Here is a 19,927-nt window from a genome sequence, read left to right as displayed (position 1 = left end):
GGCAAGACTAGGTCAGCCCACCGACATTTTCGTCGGTGCGATGTTGCGCCGCGTACGCGTGCGACTCGCCGTGCCACCCCAGGTATCCGGCCAGCTCCACCGGCACGCGCCGTTCCGGCAGCCGCCGCTCGACCGCCCGCGTCCCGGCCAGCGCGACCAGCCCGGCGCACGCCCAGAAGACCAGGTCGGCGCCGAGGTAGCGCAGGTCGGCGTGCATGCCGTCGCCGGTGCCCAGGAACGGGAACGGAAACCCGTGGCGCTCCGGGTACCCGGCCAGACAGCACCGGGTGGTGACCGGGGGCAGACCGAACCCGAAGCCGGCCACGGTGACGAGGGTGGCGACGGCGTACTCGGTCCGGCCCGGCCGGATGCGGTGCAGGGTCAGCAGGACCACCCCACCGAGCGTCACCGTCACGTGGAACACCACATAGACCGTCCCGTCCACGCCGGTGGCCAGGTTGAGCAGGCCGGCCCCGAAGAGCAACCAGCCGGTCATCACCCGTGCCACCGCCGGGAGCGAGGAGCGCTCGACGTTCATGAACCCGAGTATCCCGTCCGGCGGCCCCGGTACGGCTTGGAACGGATCAAGAAGCCGGGAGGTCAGCGCCCGCGGCCGCGCCAGGCCCGCCCGGTCAGGCCGATCCCGATCGTGAGCAACATGCCCAGGCAACCCCAGACCAGAACATCCAGGACGAAAGGCAAGAAAGAGAAGTCCCAGCCGGACGCGATCGCCATCTGCCGGGCCGCCTCCGGACTGTCCGCGCCGCCCCCGCGGGACAACCACGCGTACGGCCAGCCCCGGTGCTCGTTCCAGCCGAACATGCAACAGAGCTCCTCCGTACGTACCGCAAGAGTCCCGAGCGTGCCCGCGACCGCACCGGCCACCGCGCCCACCGCGGCGAACCCGGCCGAGGGCCGCAGCCGATGCCACCAGACCAGCGTCGCCCCGGCCGCCAGCACCGCCAGCCCGCTCGGGTCGAAGACCGTGAGCAGGGCACCGAGCACGCACGTGCCGGCCCCGATCATCACCTGATACGGGTGATCGCTGATCTTGGAAGACGTCGCCATGGGTGAACCTTCTACCACCCGAGGCCAAGGTTGTGGCACTGATCGCAGGCAGACGGCTCCCGGGAAAGGGCACGTACCATGGCGGGGTGACTGAAGCTCGTAAGCGGGTGTTGCTCGCCAAGCCGCGTGGCTACTGCGCCGGTGTCGACCGCGCCGTGCAGACCGTCGAGGAGGCGCTGAAGCTCTACGGCGCCCCGGTCTACGTGCGTAAGCAGATCGTGCACAACAAGCACGTGGTCAGCACGCTGGAGGCCCGCGGCGCGATCTTCGTCGAGGAGAACTACGAGGTGCCCGAGGGCGCGACCGTGGTCTTCTCCGCGCACGGTGTCGCGCCGGAGGTGCACGAGCAGGCCCGCGAGCGCAACCTCAAGGCGATCGACGCGACCTGCCCGCTGGTGACCAAGGTCCACCACGAGGCCAAGCGGTTCGCCGCCGAGGACTACGACATCCTGCTGATCGGGCACGAGGGCCACGAGGAGGTCATCGGCACCGCCGGCGAGGCCCCCGCGCACATCCAGCTGGTCGACGGCCCCGACGACGTGGAGAACGTCGTCGTCCGCGACCCGGCCAAGGTCGTCTGGCTGTCGCAGACCACGCTCTCCGTCGACGAGACGATGGAGACCGTGGCACGGCTCAAGACGAAGCTGCCGCTGCTGCAGTCGCCGCCCAGCGACGACATCTGCTACGCCACGTCCAACCGGCAGCACGTGATCAAGGAGATCGCGCCGGAGTGCGACGTGGTGATCGTGGTCGGCTCCACCAACTCGTCGAACTCGGTGCGGCTGGTCGAGGTCGCGCTCGGTGCCGGCGCCCGGGCCGGGCACCTGGTCGATTTCGCCTCCGAGATCCAGGACGAGTGGCTCGAGGGCGTCAGCACGGTCGGCGTCTCGTCCGGCGCGAGCGTCCCGGACGAGCTGGTCATGGAGGTCCTCGCGCACCTCGCCGAGCGTGGCTTCGGCGAGGTCACCGAGTTCACCACCGCCGAGGAGCGCCTCACCTTCAGCCTGCCGCAGGAGCTGCGCCGCGACATGAAGAAGGCGGCCGCCGGCTGAGTTCGGAGCGCTCGGGGCTGAAGGCGGCCGCTAGCTGAGCTCGGGCGCCTGAGGCTGGCGCGGCGCCACCTCGATCTGGGGTGGCTGCGCCAGCTCCTCGTCCGAGACGCCCATCTCGGCTAGCTTGCGGGCGCTGACCAGCACCCGCGACTCCAGCGAGCCGACCGCCTTGTTGTACGCGCTGACCGCCCCGTTCAGCGACACCCCGAGCCGGCTCACATGGTCACCGAGGGTGGAGAGCCGGCCGTAGAGTTCCCGGGCCAGGCTGTGCACGGCGACCGCGTTGCCGGTCAGCGTCTCCTGCCGCCAGGAGAACGCGATCGTCCGTAGCATCGCGATCAGCGTCGCCGGGGTGGCCAGCACCACGTCGCGGCGGAACGCGTACTCCATCAGCACCGGGTCACGCTGCAGCGCGGCGTCCAGGAACGGGTCGGCCGGCACGAACAGCACCACGAAATCGGGCGAGGAGTCGAACGCGTTCCAGTACTCCTTCGCCGACAGCGCGTCCACGTGCGCCCGCAGGTGCCGGGCGTGCTGGTCGAGGTGGAGATCCCGGTCCCGCTCGTCGCGCGCCTCCATCGCCGAGAGGTAGCCCTCCAGCGGCGCTTTCGCGTCGACCACCACGGTGCGCCCGCCGTGCAGCCGGACCACCAGGTCGGGCCGGACCACCTGATGGTCGGTCTCGCTGGTCACCTGCTCGGCGAAGTCGCAGTGCTCCAGCAGCCCGGCCGCCTCCACGATCCGGCGCAGCTGGTGCTCGCCCCAGCGGCCGCGTACCTGCGGCGTGCGCAGCGCCGACACCAGCTGCCGGGTCTCGCCGCGCAGCTCGGTGGAGACGACGCCCATCGCCCGCACCTGCTCGCGCAGCTCCGCGTACGCGTCGATGCGGTCGTGCTCCAGGTCGGCGACCCGCTGCTCGTAGCGGCGCAGGGCGTCGTGCAGCGGCGCGACCGCCCGGGCCACCGCCTCCTGCGACTGCGCGGTCGCCTCATAGGAGAGCGTCCGCATCGACTGCTCCAGCCGATGCTCGCCGTCGCGGGCCGCGGCCACCGTCGCCTCCAGGCGGGCGATGTCGGCCGCCGCCCGGGCCCGGGCGGCCAGCCAGCCCAGGGCGGCACCGGTCGCCAGACAGGTCAGGATCACGGCCAGCGTCGAGAACGTCACCATCGCAGATTGCCAGAACCGTGCGACAAGACCACCGGGAGTACCTTGGGAAACATGAACGGCGTGTTGCTCATCCTGGCCATCGTCGCGATCGTCGCCCTGGTCGTCGTCGGCGTTCAGCGCGGCGGCGGAAAGCACCAGCAGACCCAGCTCCAAGACGCCCGCGCCGACGCGCAGCGGTGGTACGAACGGCTCGGCGGTCAGGTGCTGAACCTGCACGCCGACGACCCGGCCGCGCGGCAGGCCCTCGCCGACGCGAGCGAGCGGTACAACGCGGCCGGTGGCCAGTTGCAGCAGGCCAACACGGTGCGACAGTTCGAACTGGCGCGCGAGTCCGCGCTGGAAGGTCTGGCCTACGTGCGGGCGGGTCGCCTCGCCATGGGTCTTGATCCGGGCCCCGACCTGCCGCCGCTCGCCTCCTCCCGGGGCGTCGGGCAGCTCACCCAGGAGCGCGAGGTCAGCGTGCAGGGGCACGCCTACAAGGCGGGGCCGCGACCCGGTGCGGAAACCCCGTACTACTACCCGGGCGGCCGGGTGCAGGGTCGGCCGGTGCCGGCCGGGTGGTATTCGACGCCGGTCTGGAAGACCGCGCTCGGCACCGGCGCCGGTGTCCTCGGCGGCATGTTGATCTTCGATGCGCTCTTCTCGCCGGCCTTCGGCGACGTCGGCTACGCGGACGGCTACCAGGACGGTTTCGACGCCGGCAACGATGTCGGCGACACCAACAGCCTCGGGGACCTCGGCGGCGGTGACTCCGCCGGCGCCGGCGACTGGGGCGGTGGCGACTGGGGCGGCGATTTCGGTGGCGGCGACTTCGGCGGTGGCGACTTCTGAGTCTCCGCCGCGGCGGCTGTCACCAGGGTTGCGGCGGCCGGACGACGGCGGCCGGCCGCGGATAGGGGTGCAGCCGGCGGGTCAGCTCCCGGCGGAGCGCGCGGGGGCTGGGCCAGATCTGGGTCAGGTCGGCGGTGAAGGCCGGACCGCGTGACGTCTCGGTGAGTGCCGGCCAGCCCGTTCCCGAGTCCTGCACCGGGTGGACCGTGTCCAGGTCCACCGGCGTCACCTCCAGCACCGTGCGCAGGCCGTCCCGCCGCACCGTGACGGCGGCGATGTCCGCCCAGGCCAGCAGCACCGGGTCGCTGCCCTGGGCGGCCAGCTCCAGGCCGACGGCGGAGATCCGCACCCAGGTGGAGAGCGCGGCCCGCGCGGACAGCGAGTAGAGGGCGGCGACCGCGGCCCCGACGATCACCGCCTGGATGGTGGTCACCCACCACGGATCGGTGTCGGGAGCGAGCCGCCCCACGATCGGGGAGACCACCAGGAACGACAGCATCAGCACGGCGAACACCGTGACGAACGTCCGGGCCGGCGACGACCGGAACAGCACGGTGTCTCCAGCGGGCGCCTCGACCTCCTTCGGGGCGATCGGCATGCCTCCTATGGTGGACCGAACCACGGGTCCGGCTCCCGGGATCGCGGCTTTTGCCATTCGGGGACCGTGCCCACCGGTACCGGTGCGAACGGGGAGGGCGGAATGGCGGATTCGGTCAGCATCGCGGTGGTGGGCGCGGGCAGCCGTGGCGGGATGTACGCCAGGGTGGCGGCGGAGAGCGGGCGGGCCCGGGTGGTCGCCGTCGCGGAACCCGACGACGAGCGGCGGGAACGGTTCGCCGCCGAGTTCGGTCTGTCCGCCTCGCGGGTCCACCGGGACTGGGCCGGGCTGCTGGACGGGCCGCGGGTCGCCGACGCGGTGATCGTCGCGACTCAGGATCAGCTGCACGTCGAGCCGGCGGTCGCGCTGCTCGGGCGCGGGTACGACGTGCTGCTGGAGAAGCCGATGGCGCCCACCCTGCCGGAGGCCGAGCGGATCGCGGAGGCGGCCGCGGCCAGTGGGCGGATCTTCGCGGTGTGCCATGTGCTGAGGTACACGCCGTACACCGCGACGGTGCGCGAGCTGATCCGGGACGGGGCGCTCGGGGACGTGATCAACGTGCAGCACCTGGAGCCGGTCGGGTGGTGGCACCAGGCGCACTCGTACGTTCGGGGCAACTGGCGTTCCGAGGCCGGGTCCGGGCCGATGCTGCTCACCAAGTCCTGTCACGACGTGGACTGGATCATGCACGTGGTCGGAGACGGCGTGGCCCGGGTGTCGTCGTTCGGCGGGCTCGCGCACTTCCGGCCGGACCGGCAGCCGGCCGGCGCCGCCGACCGGTGCGTGGACTGCGCGGTCGAGAGGGAGTGCCCCTACTCGGCCAAGCGTCTCTACCTCGGCTGCCTCGGCGACGCGCGCCGGGAACGCTGGCCGCTCGGCCCGGTGACCTCGGACGCCACCGAGGCGGGGGTGCTGCACGCGCTGCGGACCGGCCCGTACGGCCGCTGCGTCTACCGCTGCGACAACGACGTGGTCGATCACCAGGTGGTCAACTTCGAGTTCGCCGGCGGTGCCACCGCGACGCTGACCATGACCGCGTTCTCGCCCTCCGACGGTTACCGGCGGACCCGGATCTTCGGCAGTCACGGCAGTCTGGAGGGCGACGGTCGCACCCTGACGCTCACCGACTTCCGCGACGGCGGCGAGCGGGTCATCCCGGTACCGGCCGGCGCCGGCGGCACCGCGGCCGGCGGACACGGCGGCGGCGACGCCGGCCTGGTCGAGGCGTTCCTCACCGCGGTACGCACTCGCGACGACTCCGTCCTCGGTTCCGGTGCGGCCGCCAGCCTCGACAGCCACCGCGTCGTCTGGGCCGCCGAGCAGGCACGGCACACCGGAACCGTGGTCGCTCTCTGACCACGATGGACCCGCGCGGCTGACCTCGATGACCGGCGTGGCGAAGATGACCGAAGAAGCCGCGCGCCTGACCGTCCAGCCACAGTTCCTGGCCCTGCCCGGCGCCGACTTCGACCTGCTCACCGGGCTCGGCGCCGGCCGCGACGTCGAGGTCGCCATGGCGGGCGTCGCTTTCCGGGTGGTCGCGGCCGTCCGCCGGGCGCCGGCCGCCAAGGCTTCGCGATCCGGGTACGACCGATGGGTGGTCCCGGAGCGCAACCTGCTTCTGGGGTACGGCCATCGACACGCCGCGCTCAGCGACGTGACCGGGCTGTCGCTCCCGGGGTGGACCACCATGCGACGGTACGGTCGTCGGGAACGTGCGGGACACCGGTCACGGTTCCGCCCTCGAGCTTGCCGACCAGCCTGGAAAAGCCGTGCACGCTTTACTGTGGACCGGGGAACTCACCGTGCCGGCGGACGTGCTCCAGCATCCGGCGCACGCCGCCCATCCGGATCGCGGCGTCCCGGGCGGCCCGGAAACCGTCGCCGTACACCGGATCGGGGCGGTTCGCGATCCGGCGGCGTTCCCACTCCGCCGGCGCGCCCGGCTGATCCTTCAGCCACGCGTGCGCCAGCAGCTCGCACAGCCCCTCCTCGACCCGCTGGGGCAACATCCCGAACCCCTGCTGGGCCAGGTACGCGTGCATCACCTCGTGGGAGACCACCGCCCCGAACCGCATCAGCGGTAGATCCCGGACCACCATCAGGTCGATCACCTCGGTGCCCGCCGCGACGGTCACGCCCTGCACCTCGCCGTGCCCGCTCAGCAGGCCCTGCGCCTCGGCCAGCGGCACCAACCGGACCCGCACCGGCTTCGTCGTCCGGATCGACAGCGCCCGGATCCGCGCCGCGATCGGTGGGAGCACCCGCTTCACATCCTGCTGGGTGCGGACCGCTGTCGTCGCGCACCGCGGGCACAGCGGCCGGTCCGTACCGAGCGTGAGATCGGCCGGCAGCCCGCAACAGGCGGACGGCTGCTCGTGGGCGTGCCGGTGACAGATCAGCTCACCGTTCTCCGTGACGAACCCGGTCAGCGACATCAGCCGGCCACAGGCGGCACAGCGCGGCAGTCTCACCTCGACCACCGCCGGACCGTCATGTCGCCTCACCGCCACGCATCGAGCTGCCGCCGCGTGCCCAGTGTGCCGCCCACCCGCCACCGAGGGCGGTCACCTCAGCCGGCCGACTCCAGGTGTCACTTCGTTTGTCCAGCCGGTCTCCAGGTGTCACTTCGTTTGTGTTGGGCCGGCCTCCAGGTGTCACTTCGCTTGTGTTCGGCCGACTTCCAGCGGTCGCCTTGCCCGTGTTCAGCCGGCCGACTCGTGCTCCAGCAGCCAGGACTTCACCGGCAGGCCCCACCGGTATCCGCCCAGCGAGCCGTCCGTCCGCAGCACCCGGTGACACGGCACGATCAGCGCCACCGCGTTGCGCGCGCACGCCGCGGCCGCCGCCCGGATCGCCGCCGGGCGCCCGGACAGCTCCGCGTAGCGCGAATACGTCACGGGATCACCCGGCTTGATCTCGCGCATCACCCGCCAGGCGTGCGCCATGAACTCGCCACCGGTGTGCTGCTCCACCACCACCGAATCCAGTGCGAGCAGGTCACCCTCGAAATACGCCCGCACCGCGGCCTGTGCCGCGCCGACGTCGTCGGCCGGCTCCGTCGGCTCCACCAGCGACGGGTGGATCAAGCTGACGAGCTCCGGCAACTCGGTGGTGAAACCGGACGCGCGCACCGCGCCGGAATCCGCGACCACCAGGGTGAACGCACCGCCGGGAGTGTCCATCGTCGAATGACGCAACATGCTTCTCGACTCCTTGTCTCAGGGTGTTCCATCCTGGCCCGTTTCAGCCGGCCGGGAGCAGCTTTCCGCGCTGCCTGTGGAGAGCGAAACCGCCTGTGGACAACGCTTTCCTCGGGCGGTTGGGGGAGTACGTTCGGGTCAGGCCGCCCGCCACAGGCGGATCAGCGCATAGGAGCGCCAGGGCCGCCAGCGTTCGGCATACCCGGCCAGCGCTTTCGCCGAGTCCGGCAGACCGAGCGCGGCCGCACCACGGCGCGCGGCCAGATCGGTGGCGAGGAAGGTGTCCGGGTCGCCCATCGCGCGCATCGCGACGTAACCGGCGGTCCACGGGCCGATGCCGGGGAGCTCCAGCAGGCGAGCGGTGGCCTCCGCGCGGTCGGCGCCCGGCTCCAGGTCGAGCTTGCCGTCGGCGACCGCGGCGGCCAGGGTGCGGATGGTGGCACGCCGCGCCGCCGGCATGCCGAAGGCGGAGTCCGGGAGCTCGGCGACGACCTCCGCGGCCGGGAAACCGGAGAGCTGCCCCTCGACGGGTTCCGTCCCGGCCGCCCGGAGCAGCCGGACCAGCGTGGTTCGCGCCCCCGCGACGCTGACCTGCTGCCCGACCACGGCCCGGACAGCCGTTTCGAAGCCGTCGACGGCCCGCGGCACACGCACTCCCGGTTCCGCGTGGACAGCCGCCGCCAGCGCCGGGTCGGAACCCAGCATGCCGTCGACCGCGTCCGGATCCGCGTCCAGATCCAACAGTCGCCGGCATCGCGCCACAGCGGGCGCGAGGTCCCGGACGTCGCTCAGCCGCAAGGTCGCGAAGATCCAGCGATCCGCCGGCCGTAGTGCGACGCTCGCGAAGCCGTGTGGCAGGACCAACCCTCGCCGGTACGTATCGCCGTCCAGCTCGTCCACTCCCGGAAGCGTCCTGGCGCCCAGGAATTCGAGCAGCGATCCCACGTGCAGCGGAGCCCGATACGCCAGGCGGAGGTTGATGGTTCCGGCCTCGCGCTGGACCGCCCGCCGGGTCTCGCGCAACCGGCTCGGTGACCGCGCGTAGATCTCGAGCATCGTGTCGTTGAACTGGCGCACACTCCCGAACCCGGCCGCGAACGCGATCTCCGCCAGCCCCAGGTCGGTCGTCTCCACCAGGATCCGGGCGGTCTGCGCCCGCTGTGCCCGGGCTAGCGCCAGCGGCCCGGCCCCGAGCTCCGCGGTCAGCATCCGGTTGAGGTGCCGTTCCGTGTATCCGAGGCGCGCGGCGAGCCCGGTGACGCCCTCCCGGTCGACGATCCCGTCGCCGATCAGCCGCATCGCCCGCCCGACGGTGTCCAGTCGCGTGTCCCACTCCGGTGACCCGGGGGCCGCGTCCGGCCGGCACCGCAGGCAGGCCCGGAAGCCGGCGCGCTGCGCCGCGGCCGCGGTCGGATAGAACTCGACGTTCTCACGCTTCGGCGTGACAGCCGGGCAGGAGGGCCGGCAGTAGATCGTGGTGGTCCGCACCGCTGTGTAGAAACATCCGTCGAACCGCTGGTCACGGCTGTCGGCAGCGCGGTAACAACGTTCGAAGTCCAGCTCCATGCCACCGAGTCTGCTCCGCACACCGACCTATCGGCTGGCGGGTTTCGGACATGACCGTCAGAGCTGAAAGGGCTCGAGCTGGCCGGGCAACGGCTCAGTGGCGGGGTGGGTCGAGGATCCAGATCGCTTCGGCGCTGTAGTGCGTGGTCAGCCATGCACCTGTCGTGATCGGCCACGTCTCCCCGGGGTAGCCCGCAGCTTCGGCGATCAATCGGGGGTGCATGATCGAGAAGGTTGGTGTCAACTTGAGTTGACGGCACATGGACTGTCAACTACGGTTGACAGCATGGAGACATTGGTGGCGATGGACGTGCGGTGGCGGGTCTTCGGTGACGGTGGCCCCAAGGTCGTGCTGCTGCACGGCGGTCTGCAGAGCTCGGCGAACTTCACGAAGCTGGCCCACGCGCTGGCCGGCGACTTCACCGTCTACGTCCCGGATCGCCGTGGGCGTGGGCAAAGCGGTCCGGCCGCACCCGGGCACGGCCTGCGGGCCGAGATCGACGACCTGGCCGCGATCCTCGACGAGACGGGGGCGCGCAACGTGTTCGGGCTCAGCTCCGGGGCGGTCATCGCGCTGCGTGCGGCCCTCGAGTTGCCGATCGAGCGGCTCGCGCTCTACGAGCCGCCGCTCAAGCACGGCGGCCACGACCCGGTCGCTTGGCTTGGCAGGTACGAGGCGGAGCTGTCCCGCGGTCGCAAGGGCGCCGCGTTCACCACGGTCGTGAAGGGCACCGGCGGTGCCCGGTTCCTGCCGCGAACGGTGCTGTTGCCGCTGGCCGGCCTGGCGGTGCGCAATCCGGAGATCGCGGCGCTGGTGCCGACGATGCGGCTGGACGCGGCCGTGGTCGAGGACGCGGCCGGGCCGCTGAGCGCGTACGCGCGTGTGACGGCGGAGACGTTGCTGCTCGGTGGGGACCGCTCACCCGCGTACCTCAAATCGGTCCTGAACGGTCTCGAGCCGGTGCTGCCGAAAGCGACCCGGGTCACCTTGAGCGGTGTCGGTCATCTCGCCGCGGACAACAGTGGCAAACCCGCGCTGGTCGCTGCCGAACTGCGGAAGTTCTTCGGATGACACTTGCGTAGACTGGCGTTCCGTGAGCCTCACCATCGGAATCGTCGGCCTGCCCAACGTCGGCAAGAGCACCCTGTTCAACGCCCTGACCAAGAATGACGTGCTCGCCGCGAACTACCCGTTCGCGACGATCGAGCCCAACGTCGGCGTGGTCGGGCTGCCCGACGAGCGGCTGGGGAAGCTCGCCGAGCTGTACGGCAGCGAGAAGATCCTGCCCGCGCCGGTGAGCTTCGTCGACATCGCCGGCCTGGTCCGCGGAGCGTCGAAGGGCCAGGGCCGGGGTAACGCGTTCCTCGCGAACATCCGCGACGCGTCCGCGATCTGCCAGGTGGTGCGCGCCTTCTCCGACCCGAACGTGCTGCACGTCGACGGCAAGGTGTCGCCCTCCGACGACATCGAGACGATCAACACCGAGCTGATCCTGGCCGACCTGCAGACGGTCGAGAAGGCGCTGCCGCGCCTGCAGAAGGAAGCGAAGCTCAAGAAGGAGAAGGCGGCCGCCGTCGCCGCCGCCGAGGCCGCGTTCAAGCTGCTCAACGATGGCGTCACGCTGTACCAGGGCGCCGGCCCGGCCGGCATCGACGTGGCGCTGCTGGACGAGCTCCACCTGCTCACCACCAAGCCTTTCCTGTACGTGTTCAACGTCGACGAGGCCGAACTCGGCAACGAGGCGTTCCTGGACGAGCTCCGTGCCCTGGTCGCCCCGGCCGAGGCCGTGTTCATGGACGCGAAGATCGAGTCCGAGCTGATCGAGCTGGACGAGGAGGAGGCCCTGGAACTGCTGCAGTCCACCGGCCAGTCTGAGCCCGGCCTGAACCGCCTGATCCGGGTCGGTTTCGAGACCCTGGGCCTGCAGACCTACCTGACCGCCGGCCCGAAGGAGGCCCGCGCCTGGGTCGTCCCGGTCGGCGCGACCGCGCCCGAGGCCGCCGGCGTCATCCACTCGGACTTCCAGCGCGGCTTCATCAAGGCCGAGATCGTCAGCTTCGACGACCTGATGGCGGCCGGCTCCATGACGGCGGCCAAGGCGGCCGGCAAGGTCCGCATGGAGGGCAAGGACTACATCATGAAGGACGGCGACGTCGTCGAATTCCGCTTCAACGTCTGATTTCGAGCCGGCGTCTGCCGCATCGGGTCTGCGCCTGAAGCCGGCGCGAGTTCGATCGTAATGCGTTCCGCGCGTCGGCCCTGCCTGGGATTAATCCTGGTCAGGGCCGACTCGCCAGGTTCGGATCAGGCTCGTCCCGTGGCGGTAACACCATGGTATGGTCGATGAATGGCGAGGACGAAGAAGGTCACGATCACGCTGCCGGCAGAACTGCTGGAGAGCATGAAGTCGCATACCGACAACGTCTCCGGCTACCTCACCGAGTTGGCCGAGCGGGCCGAGCGGCGCAGGCTTCTCCGGGAGGAGTTGGATCGCTACCAAGGCGAGTTCGGGGCGTTCACTGACGAGGAGATGGCCGAGGCTCGGGCGCTCCTGCACGGGACCGAGGAGATCGGGCGTGCGGCGTGAGCCTTGAGTCGCTGGTGCTCGACTCGCAAGGCTTGTCGGAGTGGATCGACCAGGACCGCAAGGTGATGCGTCTGCTGGAGCAGGCGGAGCGTGACGGCGTCGACCTTGCCATGTCGGCCGCCACGATCATCGAGGGTTCTCACTCTGGTGTGGATATCGCGCGGCTGAGCTGGCTGCTGTCCCGGATCCGGGTGGAGCCGGTGACGAAAGAAAGCGCCCGCCGCAGCGCGGGGCTACTGAAGGCGGCGGGGCTGCACGGGCACAAGTACGCCATCGACGCCATGGTCGCCGAGTTGGCGCTACGGCTACCCGGGCCGGTGGCGGTCTTGACATCCGATGTCGACGACATGGTCAAGCTGTGCGGGCAGCGGGTTCGGATCATCGGGCTGTAGGTGGGTTCGCCGGTGGTCGCGGTGGGATGTCAAGTCGTTGATCGGCGAGGCACCCCGCCGAATTCCGCGTCAGTGTGTAGCCCGGTTCCGGCCCGATCTTCGGCGGAACTCGGTGCCCGGTCTAGCTCTTGCGACCGGGTACCAGCCCATCCAGATCGAGCTTGATCGCGAACGGCGTCGTGGTCCGCAGCCCGCGTCGGTGGATTCCGGTCGCCACATACGACCGGGTGGGTTCGTCGAGTTCGTAGGCGTGGACTACTGGTGAGCCGTCCTCGTCCTCGACCCGCCAGTAGTTCGCGATACCTGCTTCCGCGTACTTGCGCAGCTTGACTGTCCGATCACGGTGCGCCGATTCCGGCGAGACCACCTCGACCACCAACAGCACCTGGTCGGGCGTGTAGTAAGTCAGGTTCGGGTTGTAGCATGGCGCTCTCGTGGCGAGAAGGTCGGGTTCGGGACGGTTCCGGTCGTCGAGCCGGATTGTCATCTCCCGCTCGACCTCGACGCCCGTCGGTGCCTGCTCCGAAAGCGCGAACAGCAACGCGGAGACAGCCCGGCTGTGCCATGCCCGCTGGGGGGACATCATGAAGACGAGTGCTCCATCGATCAGTTCGGTGTGACGGGGCGCTTCAGGGAGGTGGTCGAGGTCGTCGGCATACCACCCCTCGGGCCGAGGCGGCCGCATCCACTCGGGCACCGCAGTCATGCCGTCACCGTAGCATTCGGTAACGGTCGGCCTGCCCTGCTGAGATCCGCCGTCGATGCTCATTTCCGACGCCGTCCTGGCTGTCGTCCTACGGCGAAGAGTGTTCGAGTGGTGCGCGGCTGAGCGGCTCATTTCGCGGGTGGCCGAGATCTATGTGAGTACGGATGTCGTGATTCCGGGCGCTATTCGATGCTGAGCTTCGCGTCCGCGGCGTTCGGGGCCGACGGCACGCTGGTCGGTACGTATACCGCGAATCTCGAGGCCCTTCCCGAGGCGGTGAGGGATCCGGACACGATGGCCTGGTGGGCGAAGAATCCGGGCCTGGCAGGCGTGCCGGTCCGCGTGACCCGGTGCGGCGATGAGCGAATACCGTACGTCGCCATGCGACGAGCAGCCCGCTCCGCAGACGGCCCGCTCGGTGAGGGAGGGTGCGACCGTCCTGATGCCACATATCGCCGGGATCCGGTTCGACCTTGGGAGGAAACCGAAGCCGTAGCGCTGGAGAAGTGCTGCGGGGAGGGGCTGTGGATAACGTCGAGTGACGTATCCCGTTCCGGGTCAGAGTGGTTGTGAATGGCGTTGGGCAGCTCAGGGCCGGTGGCCGGCGGAACTCGGGAACCCGGCGCTAATGAACGTGGAAACATTTGGGTGGCCTGCCAGAATGGGGCGTGATCAACACCGAGGTGAGCGCGAGCGTGAGCGAGCGGGTCGCGCGCATTGTTTCTGAGGTGCTCGCGCCGGCGGTGCTGGTGGCGGTGCTGCTGGTCGTCGTGGGGTGGCACGCCGGTGAGGCGTCGGGCGTCTCCCGCTGGTGGGGGCTGCCGGGGGCGATCTTCGCGGCGGTCATCCCGCTGGGGTACGTGCTGCATGGGGTGCGGACCGGGCGCCTCACCGACCATCACATCCCGGAGCGGGCCGCCCGACGGGTGCCGCTGCTGTTCGGGGTCGCGTCGCTCTGCGCCGGACTGGCTCTGTTGATGCTGCTCGGTGCGCCGCGGGAGGTGCTGGCGCTGTTGGTCGCCGGCGGCACCGGTCTCGTCATATTCGCGCTGGTCACACACTGGTGGAAGATGTCGATCCACGCGGGGGTGGCCGCTGGGGCACTGGCCACGATGGCAGTGATCTACGGACCGGTGGCGTTGCTCGGGACGCCGCTGGTGGTGCTCGGCGGGTGGGCTCGGGTGCGGCTGACCGCGCACACCCCGGCGCAGGTGGTGGTCGGTGCGCTGGCCGGGGCCATTGTGGCCGGCACGATCTTCCCAGCCCTGCGCTGATCGAGGCGGGCACGGCGCTGAGCGGAGCGGGCCGTGACGCGCGGCAGCGGCCCGGGATGGTGCGGGCCCCGCGCGAGAACGCCACGGGACTCGGCTCGAGCCTGGCCACGGGGCCCGACAGGTCGTACCCGGGAATGGATCTTAAAAGAGACCGAAAGCGATCAGCGCCGCATCCAGCATCTCCACCTGCTGCGTTGCAGGAAAGGCGGCCGGGTCGGCCGCCCCGAGAGCCGCGGCGCCCTCGGTCATCGCGATCAACGCCAGCGCCACCGACGAGACCCGCGCGGGGGCCCAGTCCGGCGCGGCGGCCGCGGTGAGGCGTTCCACCCGGGTGCGCCAGGAGTGGTTGTTCCGGCGATGCTCAGCGATCAGTTCGTCGTCGGAGATCGCGGACGCCAGAAATCCCAGCCAGACGACAGCTTCCTGCCGATTCTGCTCGTCGATGGACATCCCTTGCAGCAGGATCGCGCGCAGCGCGGCGCGGATGGTCGGCGCGGCGGCCTCCAGCGCCTCGACCCGGGCCAGGGTGACCTCGTGGAGCAGTTGCCGGGCGTGCAGCAGAAGCGCCCGCCGGTTCGGGAAGCGGTGCATCACCAGGCCGGTGGTGCAGCCGGCCGCGGCCGCGACGGAGCGGACGGTGAGGCGCTCCAGGCCCTGGGTGGCGAGCACGTCCCAGACCGCGCGGGACAGCGCCGCACCCTGCGCGGACCGGTCTGCCGATCGTGACACGGATCGCACTCCTCTCGTCGTAACGAATGTTACCGTAACGCTTGTTACGAACCGGTCGGTGAGCGGAGGGTCGTCATGACCTGGATGATCGAAGAGCGCCCCTGGGAGGATCCGGCAGGTGCCGCGCTGCGGCTGGCGCAACGGGCCGAGCTGGACGAGCGCTACGGCTGTGACGATCACGAGCCCGGCGGTGCCCCGGTCGCGTCCGAAATCGACATCTTCCTGGTCGCGTCGAGGGACGGCGAGGCGCTGGGTTGCGGAGCCCTGCGGCAGCTCGACGAGCACAGCGCCGAGGTCAAGCGGATGTATGTGGTGCCCGCCGGCCGGGGCTCCGGAGTGGCGACCGCGATCCTTCGCGCGCTGGAGACGGCCGCCCGGGAGCGGGGCTGGACGGCGCTGCGGCTGGAGACCGGGTTCGCGCAGCCCGACGCGATCCGTTTCTATCAGCGCGAGGGCTACCGGGAGATTCCGCTGTACGGCAAATATGTCGGCTCGGAGATCTCCCTCTGCTTCGAGCGGGTCCTATAGCTCCTCCGTCGCCATCGCGGCGAACGCCACGGCCAGCCGGTCCAGATCCAGCTCGCCCAGGTGGTCCAGGATGTGCCGCCGCACGCTGGCCAGATGCGTGGGCCAGGCTTCCCGCAGCCGCTCCATCCCGCGGGCGGTGAGCACCGCGTTCGCCCCGCGCGCGTCCTCCTCGCACCTGATCCGCTTCAGATAGCCGAGCGACTCCAGCTTCGCCGCCAGCCGGGTCATCCCGCTCAGCGACATGTCGCAGGCCGCGGCCAGTTCGCTCATTCGCATCCGGTGACCCGGCGTCTCCGAGAGGTGCCGGAGCACCGAGTACTCGCTGGCCGACATGCGCTGCTCGCGCATCAGGTCGGCGTCGAGCGCCCGCGGGACGACCAGCAGGAACCGGCCGAGCGCGCGCATCACCGCTTCCTCCTCCGGGCTCAGGGGCGTGAGGGGTCCGGATCGCGGCATGCCTGTGATCGTACGACCGGCTGCAAACCCGTGACCTCACACTTCTTGGTGGTGTGGCGGGGTGTAGGGGGCGCGTCGACTCGGTTACGGGCAGCGCTGGTCAGCATTTCGGGGGACTATCGGACACTTGCATTCAGCGCGGGACAAGCAACAATGCTCTGGTGCAAAACCAGACAACTAGTGACTCTCTACAGCATTTGCTTGAAATGCCGCGAAAGTCTTGGTGGGCCCGCCTGCCGTTCGGCGTCCGCATGGTCGCCGGCGTCGGCGCGCTGCTGGTGCTCCTCGGTGGTGCGGCTGGCGCGGCCGTGCTGACCAGGGGCGACGGTCCCGCCGAGACCGCCGAGCAGACACTGGCCAAGGACCCGGGTGCCGCACGCCTGGAGCAGGACCCGGAGGTGGTCAGCCGGGAGGCGGCGGCCGCGGAGCCGTTGCCTCGGCGGCACACACACGCTCCGGTGCAGCCCCAGCCGCCGGCCGCCGGTGAGCCGGCGCAGAGCCTCACGGAAACCGGGGCCGAGTTGAGCCGCGCGCGGGCCGAGGATCCGGCCGACCGCACCGGATCGCGGTCGCCGCGCTCGGCACATCTGGCGCGTTCGGCCAAGGGAGGGTCGACGAAGGACGGGTCGCGAGACGCCGCGAAGAAGAGTCGTGTCAGAGCCGAAGCGGTCGTCACCACCCGTACCGAGGTGGAGACCCGGCCCATTCCGTACCGCACCCAGGTGGTCCGCGACGACACCCTGCCGCGCGGCTACCGGAAGGTGCGGGTCCCGGGCGCCGCGGGCCAGGAGACGGTCCGCTACCTGGTGACCCTCGTCGACGGGAGGCAGGCCGGCCGGCGGGTGCTGGACACCACCGTCACCCGGCAGCCGCGACAGCGGGTGGTGATCTTCGGGACGCGGGACGAGTGTGCCGTCGCCTTCGACCTCTGCCCGCCGAGGGGCCGGATCGCGTGCACCGGCGAGACCGACGTCTCGCAGCCGTACCCGGACGGGCCGGAGGCCGGCGAGAACGGCTCCTCCGCCGTCACCGACGAGGATCTCGCGCTCTTCGATCAGGAGTCGGCGGCCGACGTGCGGCTCGAACCGACGTCGGCGTGCTGATCCATCGCACGCGATGATGTTGTGATGACCGCAGATATTCCCACCATTCTGGCTACCAGCGCCGGCTTCGAGCGGGGCCGGCGTGGCAATTTCGACATCCGCCCGGGCCGGATCCACCACTTCGCGGCCGAGTTGGCCAATGCGACCGCGGCCCCGAAGATCTGCGTGCTGGCCCAAGCGACCGGCGACCCGGATACCCGCATCGGGGCGTTCTACGCGGCCTTCGCCGGGACCAAGTTCACTGTGTCCCACCTGCAACTGTTCCCGATGCCGAACATCGACGACATCCGCTCGCACATCCTGGCGCAGGATGTCATCTGGGTGGACGGTGGCAGCGTGGCGAACCTCTGTGCGGTCTGGCGGGTCCACGGGCTGGACGAGATCCTGCACGAGGCGTGGCAGGCCGGTGTGGTGATGAGCGGGGTGTCGGCCGGCTCGATCTGCTGGCACGCCGGCGGAAGCACGGACAGTTTCGGTCTGACGCTGCGCGGATTCACCGACGGGCTGGGCTGGCTGCCGTACAGCAACGGCGTCCACTACGACGCCGAGGAGCAGCGCCGGCCGAAGATGCACGAACTGATCGGCGACGGCACGCTGCCGGATGGCTTCGCCACCGACGACGGCGCGGGGCTGGTGTACCGGGGGACCTCGCTGCAGGAGGTGGTCGCGGATCGAGAGGGCCCGCTGGGGTACGAACTCAAGCGCGCCACCGACGGCACCGTGACCGAGACCCCGCTGCCGACCCGGATTCTTCCGGTATATCCGAACTAGACGGGCCTACCCGGCTAAACTACGCGCGGACCACAATCGCATCGCGACCGATTCCGCTGTCTGTTGCGGAGTCGATTGCAAAGGGAGAGCTATGACGACGATGGCGAAGCTACCCTGGCCGCGCGGCGGCGAGGGTGGCAGCTACTGACAGCCGGACCCGGGGGTCAGTGCAGCGCGACTGTGGCCAGGCCGACCAGTACGGCCGAGAGCAGCAACGCCATCGCGAAAATCGCGTTCGCGCCGAGCAGCACGGCCAGCCGATGTGGCTGACCCCCTTCCCCGCTGCCGGCCGGCGCGGGGCCGAGATCGTTGCCGAACAGTTCGCGGCTCGGCCTCCGGGTCAACGGCTTCTGCAGGTGGGCCAGCACCGATGCTCGCCTCCGGGAGTCAAAGGGGCATTGATGGATCGCGTTGAAACCTCCTGGGTAGCATGCAAGGGCCGCTCCGAGTCAGCAATGTCTACTCGCCAGTAACCGTTCCTGGGCTCCCGTTCTGGCACGCCGTATCCAGTGATCGGCTTTTTCAAACGTCGCTCGGACGGCGACACCAGATCGGGCTACGTCACCCTCTGACGGGATTTGTCCGACCAGGATCGGTCGGCATCATGATGACGATGTCAGCGACACCGTCGAAGTATCAGTCAGTATTCAGGGGCACCCTGAATGTCCTCATCATGCTCCTCGGGCTGGCCTCCGGCGTCGCCCAGTTGGCCGAGTTCCCGGCCCGGATCGCCCAGTGGGCACTGACCGCCGTCTGCCTCGCCTGCCTGCTCTACTTCGTAGTCCGGTTCTGGCAGATCGCCTTCGTCCTGAAGATCCGCCAGCTGCGCGGCGAGGTGGTGGAGAAGACCCAGGCGCTGGCCCTGCAGCGAGTCGGGCACCAGCGCTATCTGGACGCCATCCAGCGGATCAGTGATCGGGAGAAGCCGCTCTTCCAGGAGACCCTGGAGGTGACCGTGACGGTCGGCGCCGACGACGACAGTGACCGGATCGTGGAGAAGCGGGTCACCACCCCGGGACCGCTGCTCACGCACCGGACCATGCGACCGATCGTGCCGACCTATGACGATCGCATCGTCCGGCTCGACGACGTCGCGTTCAAGGCGTACCGGCAGACCTCCGGCACGATCACCGCGCTGCCGCTGGAGCAGACCCGGCTGCTGCGGGTTTGGATGATCTTCGATCCGGCGATGACCTCGCCGACCGAGTGGCAGGTCGAGTACCGGCCGCGGGGGCTGTGGCGCCCGCTCCGCGAGCGCGGCTGGGATCAACTGGTCTGGGAGGACAGGCTGCCCACGGCCGCCGGTACACCGTCCGCGTTCACCCGCTTCCAGGTGACGTTCTCGTTCCCGGAGAACGCCAAGCCGCCGAGCGTCAAGGAGCGGGAGGGGTACGGCGTGATCGAGGAGCCGGTGCGGGGCCCGTCCGGCCGGTGGGAGATGGTCTGGCGGGACGAGAAGCCCGCCGGCCGCAGGTACATCTGGGATCTGACGCAGTCGGTCGGCGGGCCCTGAATCCGTCGGTGGAGGGTCAGGAAGCGAAGCCGAGGATGAGGTTGTGGGCGTGGTGCGCCTTGTCCGAACCGCGGAACTCGACCTCGTAGACGTGCTGCCCGACGGTGATCGCGATCTCGCCGCTGGAGAAGAACTGGCCGGCCCAGCTCTTGTTGCTGACCACGCTGACCGAGCTCACCTTGTTGTAGGGGATGCTGGTGAGCGCGAACTTCTTACCGACGAACGACTTGTCCTGGATGATGATCCGGCGGTTGGTCAGCCCGATGAAGCCGGTGCCCACGCCGATCGCGTCGTAGACGGCGATGATGGTCTCGCCCTCGAGCAGTCCGCTCTGGATCTGCTCCAGCTGAGATTTGTTGTCGTAGATCACGTCTGCCATGCG

General features: G+C 70.1%; 25 protein-coding genes. 12 read left to right on the top strand and 13 right to left on the bottom strand.

The genetic code is table 11. The features are described 5' to 3' along the window. Positions 1-7: 7 nt before the first annotated feature. Positions 8-538, bottom strand: coding sequence for a hypothetical protein (locus CHC09_RS04370; RefSeq protein WP_089291597.1), 531 nt, complete (start codon positions 536-538; stop codon positions 8-10). 62 nt (positions 539-600) lie between these two features. Continuing rightward, a complete protein-coding gene (locus CHC09_RS04365; protein ID WP_089291596.1) occupies positions 601-1,068 on the bottom strand; it encodes a hypothetical protein in 468 nt (155 codons plus the stop codon). Between the two features lie 41 nt (positions 1,069-1,109). Between CHC09_RS04365 and CHC09_RS04360 the strand changes: the two genes are divergently transcribed. Beyond that, a complete protein-coding gene (locus CHC09_RS04360; protein WP_239138018.1) occupies positions 1,110-2,120 on the top strand; it encodes a 4-hydroxy-3-methylbut-2-enyl diphosphate reductase in 1,011 nt (336 codons plus the stop codon). Between the two features lie 30 nt (positions 2,121-2,150). Here CHC09_RS04360 and CHC09_RS04355 read toward each other — a convergent pair whose 3' ends face one another. Continuing rightward, complete coding sequence (locus CHC09_RS04355) at positions 2,151-3,287, bottom strand: DNA recombination protein RmuC (RefSeq protein WP_179276935.1); 1,137 nt, start codon at positions 3,285-3,287, stop codon at positions 2,151-2,153. A gap of 51 nt (positions 3,288-3,338) precedes the next feature. Here CHC09_RS04355 and CHC09_RS04350 point away from each other — a divergent pair, with 51 nt between their 5' ends. Further along, complete coding sequence (locus CHC09_RS04350; protein ID WP_089291594.1) at positions 3,339-4,118, top strand: hypothetical protein; 780 nt, start codon at positions 3,339-3,341, stop codon at positions 4,116-4,118. A 19-nt stretch (positions 4,119-4,137) separates the two neighbouring features. On the opposite strand, the gene CHC09_RS04345 is transcribed toward CHC09_RS04350, so the two are convergent. Then, positions 4,138-4,716: a hypothetical protein gene (locus tag CHC09_RS04345; protein WP_143232203.1), complete on the bottom strand. Its 579-nt coding sequence runs from the start codon at positions 4,714-4,716 to the stop codon at positions 4,138-4,140. Positions 4,717-4,818: 102 nt separating this feature from the next. Here CHC09_RS04345 and CHC09_RS04340 point away from each other — a divergent pair, with 102 nt between their 5' ends. After that, positions 4,819-6,072: a Gfo/Idh/MocA family protein gene (locus tag CHC09_RS04340; protein WP_089291592.1), complete on the top strand. Its 1,254-nt coding sequence runs from the start codon at positions 4,819-4,821 to the stop codon at positions 6,070-6,072. Between the two features lie 425 nt (positions 6,073-6,497). Here the strand turns inward: CHC09_RS04340 and CHC09_RS04335 are convergent, their stop codons facing one another. From CHC09_RS04335 to CHC09_RS48305, 4 genes are all read right to left on the bottom strand, one after another. Continuing rightward, entirely contained in the window at positions 6,498-7,199 is a 702-nt protein-coding gene (locus tag CHC09_RS04335) for a protein DA1 (protein ID WP_089291591.1), read from the bottom strand. Between the two features lie 222 nt (positions 7,200-7,421). Beyond that, the gene (locus tag CHC09_RS04330; RefSeq protein WP_089291590.1) at positions 7,422-7,919 is read right to left on the bottom strand and encodes a methylated-DNA--[protein]-cysteine S-methyltransferase; all 498 of its coding nucleotides are present in this window, start codon (positions 7,917-7,919) and stop codon (positions 7,422-7,424) included. A 138-nt stretch (positions 7,920-8,057) separates the two neighbouring features. Next, entirely contained in the window at positions 8,058-9,485 is a 1,428-nt protein-coding gene (locus CHC09_RS04325) for a DNA-3-methyladenine glycosylase 2 family protein (RefSeq protein ID WP_089291589.1), read from the bottom strand. Between the two features lie 94 nt (positions 9,486-9,579). After that, on the bottom strand, positions 9,580-9,708 hold the full coding sequence (locus CHC09_RS48305; protein ID WP_275407848.1) for a hypothetical protein: 129 nt from the start codon (positions 9,706-9,708) through the stop codon (positions 9,580-9,582). Positions 9,709-9,771: 63 nt separating this feature from the next. On the opposite strand from CHC09_RS48305, the gene CHC09_RS04320 reads away from it, so the two are divergent. The 4 genes from CHC09_RS04320 (at position 9,772) to CHC09_RS04305 (ending at position 12,465) form a co-directional block, all read left to right on the top strand. After that, entirely contained in the window at positions 9,772-10,557 is a 786-nt protein-coding gene (locus tag CHC09_RS04320; RefSeq protein ID WP_239137987.1) for an alpha/beta fold hydrolase, read from the top strand. Positions 10,558-10,579: 22 nt separating this feature from the next. Continuing rightward, positions 10,580-11,665, top strand: a complete 1,086-nt coding sequence (gene ychF / locus CHC09_RS04315) for a redox-regulated ATPase YchF (RefSeq protein WP_179276934.1) — start codon at positions 10,580-10,582, stop codon at positions 11,663-11,665. A 168-nt stretch (positions 11,666-11,833) separates the two neighbouring features. Then, positions 11,834-12,073, top strand: coding sequence for a hypothetical protein (locus CHC09_RS04310; RefSeq protein ID WP_089291587.1), 240 nt, complete (start codon positions 11,834-11,836; stop codon positions 12,071-12,073). Continuing rightward, positions 12,070-12,465: a PIN domain-containing protein gene (locus CHC09_RS04305; RefSeq protein WP_089291586.1), complete on the top strand. Its 396-nt coding sequence runs from the start codon at positions 12,070-12,072 to the stop codon at positions 12,463-12,465. Before CHC09_RS04310 ends, CHC09_RS04305 begins: the two co-directional genes overlap by 4 nt. A 121-nt stretch (positions 12,466-12,586) precedes the next feature. On the opposite strand, the gene CHC09_RS04300 is transcribed toward CHC09_RS04305, so the two are convergent. Continuing rightward, a complete protein-coding gene (locus CHC09_RS04300; protein WP_239137988.1) occupies positions 12,587-13,234 on the bottom strand; it encodes a Uma2 family endonuclease in 648 nt (215 codons plus the stop codon). A gap of 605 nt (positions 13,235-13,839) precedes the next feature. On the opposite strand from CHC09_RS04300, the gene CHC09_RS04295 reads away from it, so the two are divergent. After that, the gene (locus tag CHC09_RS04295) at positions 13,840-14,445 is read left to right on the top strand and encodes a phosphoesterase PA-phosphatase (protein ID WP_239137989.1); all 606 of its coding nucleotides are present in this window, start codon (positions 13,840-13,842) and stop codon (positions 14,443-14,445) included. A gap of 141 nt (positions 14,446-14,586) precedes the next feature. On the opposite strand, the gene CHC09_RS04290 is transcribed toward CHC09_RS04295, so the two are convergent. Beyond that, a complete protein-coding gene (locus CHC09_RS04290; RefSeq protein WP_089291585.1) occupies positions 14,587-15,174 on the bottom strand; it encodes a TetR/AcrR family transcriptional regulator in 588 nt (195 codons plus the stop codon). A 75-nt stretch (positions 15,175-15,249) separates the two neighbouring features. Here CHC09_RS04290 and CHC09_RS04285 point away from each other — a divergent pair, with 75 nt between their 5' ends. Next, positions 15,250-15,702, top strand: coding sequence for a GNAT family N-acetyltransferase (locus CHC09_RS04285; RefSeq protein ID WP_089291584.1), 453 nt, complete (start codon positions 15,250-15,252; stop codon positions 15,700-15,702). On the opposite strand, the gene CHC09_RS04280 is transcribed toward CHC09_RS04285, so the two are convergent. After that, complete coding sequence (locus CHC09_RS04280) at positions 15,697-16,158, bottom strand: MarR family winged helix-turn-helix transcriptional regulator (RefSeq protein ID WP_239137991.1); 462 nt, start codon at positions 16,156-16,158, stop codon at positions 15,697-15,699. The two genes, CHC09_RS04285 and CHC09_RS04280, sit on opposite strands and share 6 nt — an antisense overlap. Positions 16,159-16,364: 206 nt before the next feature. Between CHC09_RS04280 and CHC09_RS04275 the strand changes: the two genes are divergently transcribed. After that, complete coding sequence (locus CHC09_RS04275; RefSeq protein ID WP_089291582.1) at positions 16,365-17,261, top strand: G5 domain-containing protein; 897 nt, start codon at positions 16,365-16,367, stop codon at positions 17,259-17,261. A gap of 24 nt (positions 17,262-17,285) precedes the next feature. After that, positions 17,286-18,032 carry a Type 1 glutamine amidotransferase-like domain-containing protein gene (locus CHC09_RS04270; RefSeq protein ID WP_089291581.1) on the top strand — a complete coding sequence of 249 codons (747 nt, stop codon included), beginning with the start codon at positions 17,286-17,288 and terminating at the stop codon, positions 18,030-18,032. A gap of 164 nt (positions 18,033-18,196) precedes the next feature. On the opposite strand, the gene CHC09_RS04265 is transcribed toward CHC09_RS04270, so the two are convergent. Then, on the bottom strand, positions 18,197-18,400 hold the full coding sequence (locus CHC09_RS04265) for a hypothetical protein (RefSeq protein ID WP_089291580.1): 204 nt from the start codon (positions 18,398-18,400) through the stop codon (positions 18,197-18,199). A gap of 305 nt (positions 18,401-18,705) precedes the next feature. Between CHC09_RS04265 and CHC09_RS04260 the strand changes: the two genes are divergently transcribed. Further along, positions 18,706-19,545, top strand: coding sequence for a hypothetical protein (locus CHC09_RS04260; RefSeq protein ID WP_239137993.1), 840 nt, complete (start codon positions 18,706-18,708; stop codon positions 19,543-19,545). A gap of 16 nt (positions 19,546-19,561) precedes the next feature. Here CHC09_RS04260 and CHC09_RS04255 read toward each other — a convergent pair whose 3' ends face one another. Continuing rightward, a complete protein-coding gene (locus CHC09_RS04255; protein ID WP_089291579.1) occupies positions 19,562-19,924 on the bottom strand; it encodes a PH domain-containing protein in 363 nt (120 codons plus the stop codon). Positions 19,925-19,927 lie beyond the last annotated feature (3 nt).

The sequence above is a fragment of the Actinoplanes regularis genome (assembly GCF_900188005.1).
Classification (GTDB): Bacteria; Actinomycetota; Actinomycetes; order Mycobacteriales; family Micromonosporaceae; genus Actinoplanes; species Actinoplanes regularis.
Note: the sequence above shows the minus strand (reverse complement) of the source record. Positions and strands in the feature narration are given on the sequence as shown.